The following is an 11,128-nucleotide window of genomic DNA, read 5'->3' as shown; positions in this document are numbered from 1 at the left end:
CCCCCCCCGTTGTTCACAGCCCCCCCACCCTTCACCCCCCCCCGACCCCGTCCGCCACTGCGGCCGCGCACGTCACGCCGACCCCGAACACCACGCCCACCCAGCCCGCAACCACCTCACCCGCCCCCGCCCAGGCCCTCCACACCCCCACCGGCCCCCAACTCCTCCCCTCCGCCTCCCTCCTGCGGGGTGCCGCGGAGCTGGCCGCCGAGGTGGGGGCGCGGCAGGCCTTCGAGTTTCTGCTGGGGCGGCATCTGGACGCCAACCCCCGCCAGTACACGCTCACCCCGGCCGAACTCGCCCGTCTCATGGCCGACCTCGCCGGCCCCGCTAGTACCGTCCTGGACCCGGCCTGCGGCACCGGGGCCCTGTTGCGTGCCGTGGACGCCCGTCCCGGCCAGGAGCTGTACGCCCAGGACAGCGCCTCCGACCTGGCCGCGCTCACCGCGTTGCGACTCGCGCTGCACTCCCGGGCGACCGTGCGCGGTGCGGCCGACGACACCCTGCGCGCCGACGCCTACCCGGAGCTGCGCGCCGACGCGGTGTTGTGTCATCCGCCGTTCAACGAGCGCAACTGGGGCCACGACGAACTCGCCTACGACCCCCGCTGGGAGTACGGCTTCCCGGCGCGTACCGAGTCCGAGCTGGCCTGGGTGCAGCATGCGCTGGCCCGGCTCGCCGACGGCGGCACCGCCGTGCTGCTGATGCCGCCGGCGGCCGCCTCCCGCCGTTCCGGGCGCCGGATCCGTGCCGACTTGCTGCGCCGGGGGGCGCTCAGGGCCGTGGTCGCACTGCCGGTCGGGGCGGCGCCGCCGTACAACATCCCGTTGCATGTGTGGGTGCTGCACCGGCCCGACCGGACGCCTGCCGCGCCCGAGGTGCTGCTCGTGGACACGGGGAGGTTCGCCGCCGAGGGGCGCGGCGGTCCGGACTGGGCGGCGGTGCGCGAGGCCGTCCTGGACGCCTGGCGGGCCTTCGACCGCGCCGGCCGGCTGGACGAGCGGCCGGGGCTCGCCCGCTCCGTGCCGGTCATCGAACTCCTCGACGACGACGTCGACCTCGCGCCCGCCCGCCATCTGCCGCCGGCGGCCGTGGCCGACGGCGCGGAGCAGCTCACGGCGGTGCGCGAGCGCCTCGGCGCGACCCTGCACCTGACTGCCGACCTCACGCCGCCCCCCGCCGCCCCCGCGCCGGGCACGCGCTGGCCGCTCACCACCATCGGCGAACTCGCGCGCGGGGGCGCGCTGATGATGCGCACGGGCGGAAACGGCGGCCACGCGCGCGTGCCCGTGCTCACCGACCACGACGTCCTCGCCGGAACGGCGCCCTCCGGGACGCTCCCGGAGAGCGAGGAGGAGGCCGTGCTGACCGAGCCCGGTGATGTCGTCGTACCAGTGCTCGGCGGGGGCTCGGTGGCGCGCGTGATCGACGATGCGACGGGGGGCGCCGCCCTGGGGCGCAACATTGTGCTTCTGCGCCCCGATCGCACGGCGCTCGATCCGTGGTTCCTCGCCGGCTTCCTGCGCGGTACCGCGAACAACCGCCAGGCCAGCAGCTATGCCTCCACCGCGACCCGGCTCGACGTGCGCCGACTCCAGCTGCCCCGGCTCCCGCTGGACGAACAACGGCGCTACGGCGCGCGCTTCCGCGCACTCGACGAGTTCGAGCGGGCGCTGCGCCACGCGAGCCGGCTCGGGGAACAACTCGTGCGCGGGATGTACGACGGATTGACGGACGGGACCGTGGCGCCTGACTGAGGGCGTCGTACGGAGCTGATCAGCGCGGCAACGGTTCGGACAACCCGGACCGGTTGTCCTCGGCGGCCTATACGCTCGGACCCGGCACACATGTCCGAACCCGATTCAGGTCTCCAGGAGCAGCCATGCAAGGCCACGGCTACGCGCCGCCTCCGCCGAAGCCACCCTCGACCGGGGTGCTGGTCGTGCTGCGCGTGATCTTCGTGGCGATGGCGCTGCTCAGCCTCGGGTTCCTGGCATGGGCGGCGCCGCTGCGCGCGGCGATCGTGACCCGCAGGCGTGCCGAGTGGTGGTTCTTCGGGGGATCGGTGGTGGTCCTCGGTGTCTGCTTCGGCCTCTTCAGTACGGACCACACCGACGACTTCAGCAGCCCGAACGGCACCCTGGGCATGAGCATGCTTCTGCTGAACGCGGTGGCCTGCGCCGGCTACTACCTCTACGCGGACGTCTCTCACTTCCACCGGCTCCGTCAGGCTTACGCCGCGCGGGCGCTGTTGGCGGCGGGCTACGCGTACCCGCAGCCCGTACCGCCCTTCACCGTGACGACCGCGCCGAGCATGCCGACCGCGCCGCAACCCCCGTACGCCCAGGCCCCGATGCCGTACATCCCCGCGCCCCCCACCGCCACCCCCGCGCCTCAGCCGCCCCTGCCCGCCCCGCCGCAGCGTCCCGCGCCCGTCCACATCAACCAGGTGCGTGCCGAACTCGACGAGCTCAGCGACTATCTGCGCAAGCACCCCGGCGGGCAGGGCGGCAACCACGAGGGCGGCAGGTGAGCGTGGCGACGGGACGCGTCGTCGCCGGCCGGTACGAACTGTCCACGCTCATCGGGCAGGGCGGCATGGGGCAGGTGTGGACAGCGTACGACCGACGGCTGGACCGGCGTGTGGCGGTGAAGCTGCTGCGCCCCGACAAGGTGGCGGGTCACGAGGCGGACGAGTTGCGCCGCCGGTTCCTGCGCGAGTGCCGGGTGACCGCGCAGGTGGATCACCCCGGTCTGGTCACCGTGCACGACGCGGGCAGCGAGGGCGAGGAGCTGTTCCTCGTCATGCAGTACGTCGACGGCGCCGACCTGTCCGACCATCTCGCCGAGCACGACCCGTATCCGTGGCAATGGGCGGTCGCGGTGGCCGCACAACTGTGCGCCGTGCTGAGCGCCGTGCACGCCGTGCCGATCGTGCACCGCGACCTCAAGCCGCGCAACGTGATGGTGAAGCAGGACGGCACGGTCACCGTCCTCGACCTGGGCGTGGCCTCGGTCATGGACACCGACACCACCCGCCTGACCCACACCGGCTCCCCGATCGGCTCGCCCGCCTACATGGCGCCGGAGCAGGCGATGGGCGGCGCGGTCGGCCCGTACACCGACCTGTACGCGCTCGGTGTGCTGCTGCACGAACTGCTCAGCGGGGACGTGCCGTTCGCGGGCTCCACGGCGCTCGGCGTGCTGCACCGGCACCTGTACGAGCCCCCGCTGCCCGTGCGCCGTATCCGCCCCGAGGTTCCCGAGGTGCTGGAGACGCTCGTCCTGCGGCTGCTCGCCAAGGACCCGCAGCACCGCCCGGCCTCCGCGCAGGAGGTGTACGAGGACCTGGCGCCGCTCCTGCCCGCGCGCGGGACGCCCACAGGGGCACCTCTGGATCCCACGCGCCCCTTTCTACGCCCGCACGCTCCCTGGCCGGACCGCGCGCGGACACCCGCGCCCCAGCCCGCCCCCGTCGCGCCGTCGCCACCGGTGGCCGAGAAACCCGACGTCGCCGCGGCCGTGGACGAGGTCAAGCGGCTGCTGGGGGAGGGGCGCATCACCCAGGCCGTGGACATCCTGGGCGCGATCCTGCCCGCCGCCGCCGAACAGCACGGTGAGCACTCCCCGGTCGTCCGCACCCTGCGCAAGCAGTACGCGGCCACGCTCATGGACGACGGCCAGTACCGGCGCGCGCTGCCCGAACTGCGCCGGCTGGCCGCCGAACGCGCCGCCGAGGCCGGACAGGCCGACCCGCAGTCCCTGCGCTACCGCTACGAGGCCGCGCAGTGCCTGGAGCAGCTCGGCGAACCGGCGGCGGCACTCGCCGAGTACCGCGCGCTGCTGCCGTACTACGAGAACCAGTACGTCTCGGGCGACCCGCAGCTCGCGCACGAGGTGCGCCGGCGCATCGGCCATCTGCTGCTCGCCGTCGGCGACCGGCCCTCCGCCCACGACACGCTCGCGCGGCTGCTGATGGACGTGGAGCGGCTGCACGGCCCCGGATACCCGATGGCCCTGGAGATCCGGCGCACCCTGCAATGGCTGGGGCAGGTGCGCGGATAGTCGGGGGCGGTTGATACCTTGCGCTTCGCTTTACCAGGTGGAGTACGCAAGGGGTGGGGTTCATGGCCGGACATCGGCAGTCGAAGAAGCGCAGATACATCACGTGGGGGGCGGTCGGTGCCGCCGTGGTCGCCGGGGCCGGGATCGCCGCGCAGACCTCCATGGCCGCCACAGCGTGGCCGGCGCAGAAGACGTTCACCGGGCGCGCGTTCGACACCTGCACCGCGCCCTCGCTGTCCGCGATGAAGGCCTGGCACACCGGTTTCTACGGTGCCGCCGCGGTCTACGTGGGCGGCAAGAACCGCGGCTGCGCCCAGCCCAATCTGACCGCCTCCTGGGTGAAGTCGGTCAGCTCCCTCGGCTGGAAGCTCATCCCGATCTACGTCGGCGCCCAGCCGCCCTGCCAGTCCGGCTCCAACCCGGAGAAGCTGACCGCGTCCACGGCCGCGTCCCTGGGCGCGAAGGACGCCGCCGACGCCGTGGCCAAGGCCTCCGCGCTCGGCATGAAGGCGGGCAGCCCGGTCTACCTCGACATGGAGGCGTACGACGTCGGCAACAAGGCGTGCAACGACGCCGTGCTGACGTATGTGCGCGCCTTCGACAAGGGGCTGCGCGTGAAGACGTACCGCAGCGGCTACTACGGCTTCAGCAGCTCCAGCGCCAAGGCCATCGCGACCGCCAAGGACAAGACGGACCTGCCGGGCAACCTCTGGTACGCGCTGTGGGACAAGCAGAACGCGACGACCGCGGACTGGCCGTGGGGCGCGAGCCAGTTCACCAACCACAGCCGCGGCCATCAGTACATGGTCAACAGCAAGGAGACGTACGGCGGTGTCACGCTCACCGTCGACCGGGACGCGTGGGACGCGCCGGTGGCCATAACCGGCTGACCTTGCACCGGCCGAGCCCCGAGCGGCGGCGCGACGGTGCCCGAAGCGCGCGTGAATCGTTGGTCGAATGGGTTGGCCGCAGCCTCCCCACTGCCTACCATCGATCATCGCAAGACTTTGTGCACCGTCGCACAATCTCCCCTTGGAGGTCTCCTTGCACCGCCGCCGTCGCACCGCGCTCGTCCTCACCGCCGCGATCGCCGCCGCGGCACCCCTCCTGACCGCCTGCGGAAACGAAGCGCACCCGGGCGCGGCGGCCGTCGTCGGAGGGCAGCGGATCACCGTCTCCCAGCTGGAGGGCCGGGTCGACGAGGTCCGCAAGGCACAGCGGGCCGCGGTACCGGACGAGGCCCAGTACCGGCAGGTCCTCTCCTCCACCAGCAGCCTCACCCGCGACACCCTGCACAACATGGTCCTCGACCAGGTCCTGCACCGCGCCGCGCAGGACGAGGGCATCTCGGTGACCCGCAAGGAGGTCCAGCAGATGCGCGCGGGCCTGGAGCAGCAGGCCGGCGGCGCCAAGGGGCTGGAGACCGCCTGGCTGCAGAAGTACGGCATCGCCCCGGCCCGCCTCGACGACAACCTGCAGCTCCAGCTGGAGGCGCAGAAGCTGGCGGCCAGGCTCGGCACCGACACCAGCCAGCCCGCGTTCTGGAAGGCGCTGTCCAAGGCCTCCCAGGAACTCCACATCGACCTCAACCCGCGCTACGGCAGCTGGGACGTGCAGAAGAGCAGCCGGGTGGACGCCAAGACACCCTGGGTGCGGGAGGTCACGACGAACGCCGGGGGCGGACAGCCGGTCACGGCGTAGCACCCGCGGGCTTCGGCCATACGATCACACGATCCTCTCTGGCCTGTGGATAACCGAATCCGCTCCTTCCCGCAGTGGGTTACGTTCGGATCGTGAACGCATCCAGCTCCGACCTCGCCCCTGTAGCCGACCGCGGTCGCATCGTGCTGCTCACCACCAGCCACCGCGTCGCCCCCGGCCTGCTGTCCTGGCCCGCCTGGCAGGCCCTGCGCGCGGCCGACGCGGTGCTGTGCGCGGACGGTGCGCATCCGCAGCTGCCGTATCTGCGCGAGGCCGGAACAGCCGTGGCGGAGGCGTCGCCCACCGCGCAGGAGCTGGTCGACGCGTGCGGTGGCGGGCGGACGGTGGTGGTCGTGGCCACCGCGGAGGGCGAGCCCGCGCTCACCGACGGACTGGCCCGGCTGGCCGGCTCCGGCCGCGTCGCCATGCCGGAGCTGGAGCTGCTGCCCGCCTCCTACGACCTGCCCGGCGCCCGTCTGCTGGACCTCGTGCAGGTCATGGACCGGATCCGCGCCGAATGCCCCTGGTCCTCCCGGCAGACGCACGAGGGCCTCGCCAAGTACGGCATCGAGGAGGCGTACGAGCTGGTCGAGGCGATCGAGGCCGGTGACCGGGAGGAGCTGCGCGAGGAGCTGGGCGACGTCCTCCTCCAGGTCGTCTTCCACTCCCGGATCGCCGAGGAGGACCCGGACGCGCCGTTCTCGGTCGACGACGTGGCCGGTGGCATCGTCGCCAAGCTCATCCACCGGCACCCGCACGTCTTCGGCGACGAGGTGGCCGAGACCCCGGAGGACGTCAAGGAGCACTGGCTGCGCACCAAGGCCGAGGAGAAGCAGCGCACCTCGGTCACGGAGGGCGTCCCGCTCGGCCAGCCCGGCCTGGCCCTCGCGGCCAAGCTCGCCTCCCGCGCCCGTACGGCAGGCCTGGACGTCGCGCTGCCGCACGGCGAGGGCGTCGGCTACGAACTGCTCGCACTGGCGGTCCGCGCGGAGTCGGCCGGCGTCGACCCGGAGGCCGCCCTGCGCGCGGCGGCGCGGGCGTACCGGGACGCGATACGCCAGGCGGAGGGCACGGAGGGCAGGGAGGGCACGACACCGGAGAAGGGCTAGCGGATGTGTCCGGATACCGTCGAGGGGTGACCGACCAGCACCACCCCTCGCCCGCAGCAGCCTCCGACGACGGCTCAGCCACCGACGCCTCCGCACCCTCGGCCGAGGGCCCCGCCGCCGACCGGGCCGCGGCTGCGGCTGTGGCTGCGGCCGGAGGTTCGGCCTCCGATCCCGCCGCGGCTGCTGCGGGGGGTTCGGCTGCGGGTCCCGCCATCGTCCCTGCCGGGGGTTCGGCCGCCGGTCCCACCGCGGTCTCCGCCGAGGGCGCGGCGGTCTCTGCCGAGGGCGTTCCCGCCGACCCGGCCGCAAACGCTGCCGAGGGCTCGGCGCCCGAACCCACCGCAGCCCCCGCCGAGGGCGCCCCCGCAGCAGCCCCCGCCGAAGGCGCCGCCGACCCCGAAGGCGCCGCAGCCTCCACTGAAGGTTCAGCCGTAACCGCCCGCGAACCCTCCACCGCCCCCGAACCCTCCACCGCCCACTCCGCCGAAGGCGACCGCCCTTCCCCCCAGCTGTTCACCTGGGAGTTCGCCGCCGATCCCTACCCCGCGTACGCCTGGTTGCGGGAGCACGCGCCGGTGTACCGGACGCGGTTGCCCAGTGGGGTCGAGGCCTGGCTGGTCACCCGGTACGCCGATGCCAAGCAGGCCCTCGCCGACCAGCGGCTGAGCAAGAATCCGGCGCATCACGACGAGCCCGCGCATGCCAAGGGGAAGACCGGTATCCCCGGGGAGCGCAAGGCCGAGCTGATGACGCATCTGCTGAACATCGACCCGCCGGACCACACCCGGCTGCGCCGGCTGGTCAGCAAGGCGTTCACGCCCCGGCGCGTCGCCGAGTTCGCGCCGCGGGTGCAGGAGCTGACCGACCGCCTCATCGACCAGTTCGCGGAACGGGGCTCGGCCGACCTCATCCACGAGTTCGCCTTCCCGCTGCCCATCTACGCCATCTGCGACATGCTCGGCGTCCCGCGGGAGGACCAGGACGACTTCCGGGACTGGGCGGGCATGATGATCCGGCACGGTGGAGGACCGCGGGGCGGGGTCGCGCGGTCCGTCAAGAAGATGCGCGGTTACCTCGCCGAGCTGATCCACAAGAAGCGCGAGGCGCTGCCCGCCGAGCCCGCGCCCGGCGAGGACCTGATCTCCGGCCTCATCCGCGCCTCCGACCATGGCGAGCACCTCACCGAGAACGAGGCCGCCGCGATGGCGTTCATCCTTCTCTTCGCCGGCTTCGAGACCACCGTCAACCTGATCGGCAACGGCACCTACGCGCTGCTCACCCACCCCGAGCAGCGCCGGCGGCTGCAGGACTGCCTGGCGCGAGGGGAAAGGGAGCTGCTGGAGACCGGTGTCGAGGAACTCCTGCGCTACGACGGCCCGGTGGAGCTGGCCACCTGGCGGTTCGCCACCGAGCCGCTCACCGTCGGCGGGCAGGCCATCGCGCCCGGCGACCCGGTGCTCGTCGTGCTCGCCGCGGCCGACCGGGACCCGGAGCGGTTCGCCGACCCGGACGTGCTGGACCTCGCCCGCCGTGACAACCAACACCTCGGCTACGGCCATGGCATCCACTACTGCCTCGGCGCGCCGCTCGCCCGTCTGGAGGGGCAGAGCGCGCTCGCCACCCTGCTCACCCGCCTGCCCGACCTGCGGCTCGCGGCGGATCCGGCCGACCTGCGCTGGCGTGGCGGACTCATCATGCGGGGGCTGCGCACGCTGCCGGTGGAGTTCACTCCAGCCCGCTGAGGCTCACGGCTCCGCCACAAACATGACAGAGGCTCAACTCTGTGATCTTCACGTGATCTGTGCGGCATTAACTTGTGACAAGTGATCGTCTGCCGATACGTTCACCCATCAGCGTGGCGACAGGCACCACTCGCCCCGCCGGTCCTGCTGTCGCACGAAAGGCTCCTGCATGCTCACCGGGAACGGTCGTCACCGTCGCCCCCGTCAGGCTCCGGCCCTCCTCGTCGCGGCCGGAGTGACCGGCTCCGCCATCGCCCTCCCGCTGCTCGGGGCAGCGAGCGCCCACGCCGCCGACGGCACCACATGGGACAAGGTCGCCGAGTGCGAGAGCGGCGGCTCCTGGAGCGCGGACAGCGGTAACGGGTACTACGGCGGTCTGCAGATTTCGCAGGACGACTGGGACAAGTACGGCGGCACGCGGTACGCCGACAGTGCTGACCAGGCCAGCCGCAACCAGCAGATCGCCGTCGCCGAGAAGATCCTCGCCGACCAGGGCACCAAGCCGTGGACCATGTGCGCGCTGACCGCCGGGCTGACCTCCAACTCCGGTTCGGTCGACGTCGACACGGGCGTCGCAAACTCCGGGAGCGGCAGCGGTTCGAGCGGCTCCTCCGGGTCGGCCGACGAATCCGACTCGTCCGGCCTGTCGGATTCGCCCGGTTCCGCATCCGATTCCGGCTCCGGCTCCGGCTCCGCTTCTGGATCCACCTCCGATTCCGGCTCCGGGTCCGGTTCCCACTCCGGCTCGAAGTCCGGCTCCGGCTCGGACTCCTCCGCGGGCTCTTCCTCCGGCTCCTCCGCCACGCCCACTCCGGGCTCGGGAGAGGGTGCCGCCAAGACTCCGGGGGTCACTCCAGGCTCCACCGGGAGTGGCACCCCCAAGTCCGACAAGACCGACAAGGCGGGCACGTCCGGAACCTCCGGCTCCTCCGGTACGGGGAACTCGCAGGGAGGGAGCGGCTCTCCCGCGCCCACCCCGGGCATCGACGAGTCGGACAATTCCCGGCAGGCCGCCGGTTCTTGGAGCCTTGTCGACACCGGAGCCCTCGACAGTGGCGGACGTCACCGGGGCGGCAATGCGGATGAAAGCGTGAAAAACGGTCAGAACGGCGCGCCCTCCGGCCGCCACGCGAGCCGCGAACCGGGCACCTACACCGTGCGCGATGGCGACACTCTCGTCGCCATCGCCGACTCCCTTGGCGTCGATGGCGGATGGCGCGCTCTCTATGACGGCAACAAGAAGGTGATCGGGGCGGACCCGAACCACATCACCGCCGGTCAGACACTGAAAGTCGATGACGAAAGGGGCGATAAGTAGCCTGAGTTGACGCCCCGCTTCACGCTTAATGTCCGGTTTGGTGAAAGTGTGGGATGAGTCTCAGAAGCCCTGATCGTCTTTGAAATTCCGTCGATCACGTGTCTACGGTCAGGACCGCTCGTCACCACGAGCCCCGGCATCCGCAACGCCGAATCCTGCCAGCGGTTGCCCGGGAACAGTCGTCGCGTCAAGCGCCGTAGGCAGGAGCGGGGGACCCAAGGTAAGTGCTGGAACCGGCAGTTGATGCCGGAACCGGCTTGGGGTGAAGCCGCAGGCCCGCGACAGCGGGCGTGCGGCCGGGCAACTCAACCGGCCCGAACCCGACAGCTCACCTCGCAGGCGTCGGTGAGGGGATCGATCCATGCTGTTTTCCGGCAAGGGCAAGCACCGTCGTCCGTCCAAGGCTGTCCGCGTCGTCGCGCTCGCCGGCGTCACCGGTGCCGCCGTCGCCGCCCCGCTGATGGCGGCCGGCAACGCCTCCGCCGCCACCGCCTCCGAGTGGGACGCGGTCGCCCAGTGCGAGTCCGGCGGCAACTGGTCGATCAACACGGGCAACGGCTACTACGGCGGTCTGCAGTTCTCCGCCTCCACCTGGGCCGCGTACGGCGGCACCGCCTACGCCCCGACCGCCAACCAGGCCACCAAGGCGCAGCAGATCGCCGTCGCCGAGAAGGTCCTCGGCGCGCAGGGCAAGGGTGCCTGGCCGGTCTGCGGTACGGGCCTGTCCGGCGCCGCGTACAACGGCTCCGCCCCGAGCACCGGCTCCAGCTCGTCGAGCAGCAGCTCCTCCTCCAGCAGCAGCTCCTCCTCGAGCAGCTCCTCCAGCAGCAGCGCCGGCACCACCGCCCGCTCCACCGACGACCAGGCCGCCTCCCGCTCCGCCGAGCGCACGGCCCCGTCCGCGAGCAAGACCGTCACCACCCCGACCGGCAAGACGGTCAAGAAGGGCGACGGCGAGTACAAGGTCGTCAAGGGTGACACCCTCAGCTCCATCGCCGAGAAGCACCACGTCCAGGGTGGCTGGCAGAAGCTGTTCAAGCTGAACAAGGACATCGTCCAGGACGCCGACCTCATCTACCCGGGTCAGCAGCTGCACCTGAAGTGACATCCGGCTCCGGCCGCACCCACAGCGCCCTCACATCCCCTCCCCCCACACTGAAGGCCCCGTGAGGGCCCCCCGTCCCCACGGGCTC

Annotated in this window: 9 protein-coding genes and 1 riboswitch; all 9 genes read left to right on the top strand. The window is 72.1% G+C overall.

Going from position 1 to position 11,128, the window contains the following annotated elements; all coding sequences use genetic code 11:
- Positions 1-1,757 (top strand): N-6 DNA methylase (locus tag ADK64_RS40935; protein ID WP_053667337.1); only part of this gene is annotated, 1,757 nt, incomplete at its 5' end.
- A 125-nt stretch (positions 1,758-1,882) separates the two neighbouring features.
- Positions 1,883-2,533, top strand: a complete 651-nt coding sequence (locus tag ADK64_RS40930; RefSeq protein WP_053667333.1) for a hypothetical protein — start codon at positions 1,883-1,885, stop codon at positions 2,531-2,533.
- A 38-nt stretch (positions 2,534-2,571) separates the two neighbouring features.
- Positions 2,572-4,065 (top strand): serine/threonine-protein kinase, encoded by a 1,494-nt coding sequence (locus tag ADK64_RS40925; protein ID WP_267888607.1) that lies wholly within the window; start codon positions 2,572-2,574, stop codon positions 4,063-4,065.
- A 62-nt stretch (positions 4,066-4,127) separates the two neighbouring features.
- Positions 4,128-4,955, top strand: coding sequence for a glycoside hydrolase domain-containing protein (locus tag ADK64_RS40920; RefSeq protein ID WP_053667336.1), 828 nt, complete (start codon positions 4,128-4,130; stop codon positions 4,953-4,955).
- 154 nt (positions 4,956-5,109) lie between these two features.
- Positions 5,110-5,766 carry a SurA N-terminal domain-containing protein gene (locus ADK64_RS40915; RefSeq protein ID WP_053667331.1) on the top strand — a complete coding sequence of 219 codons (657 nt, stop codon included), beginning with the start codon at positions 5,110-5,112 and terminating at the stop codon, positions 5,764-5,766.
- 92 nt (positions 5,767-5,858) lie between these two features.
- Positions 5,859-6,875, top strand: coding sequence for a nucleoside triphosphate pyrophosphohydrolase (locus ADK64_RS40910; protein WP_053667335.1), 1,017 nt, complete (start codon positions 5,859-5,861; stop codon positions 6,873-6,875).
- 509 nt (positions 6,876-7,384) lie between these two features.
- Complete coding sequence (locus ADK64_RS40905; protein ID WP_053667334.1) at positions 7,385-8,617, top strand: cytochrome P450 family protein; 1,233 nt, start codon at positions 7,385-7,387, stop codon at positions 8,615-8,617.
- 169 nt (positions 8,618-8,786) lie between these two features.
- The gene (locus ADK64_RS40900) at positions 8,787-9,935 is read left to right on the top strand and encodes a transglycosylase family protein (protein WP_053667330.1); all 1,149 of its coding nucleotides are present in this window, start codon (positions 8,787-8,789) and stop codon (positions 9,933-9,935) included.
- A gap of 182 nt (positions 9,936-10,117) precedes the next feature.
- Positions 10,118-10,292: riboswitch (cyclic di-AMP (ydaO/yuaA leader) on the top strand.
- A 4-nt stretch (positions 10,293-10,296) separates the two neighbouring features.
- A complete protein-coding gene (locus ADK64_RS40895) occupies positions 10,297-11,040 on the top strand; it encodes a transglycosylase family protein (protein WP_053667329.1) in 744 nt (247 codons plus the stop codon).
- The last annotated feature ends 88 nt before the right edge of the window (positions 11,041-11,128 follow it).

This window comes from Streptomyces sp. MMG1121 (genome assembly GCF_001280015.1).
Lineage (GTDB): Bacteria > Actinomycetota > Actinomycetes > Streptomycetales > Streptomycetaceae > Streptomyces.
Note: the sequence above shows the minus strand (reverse complement) of the source record. Positions and strands in the feature narration are given on the sequence as shown.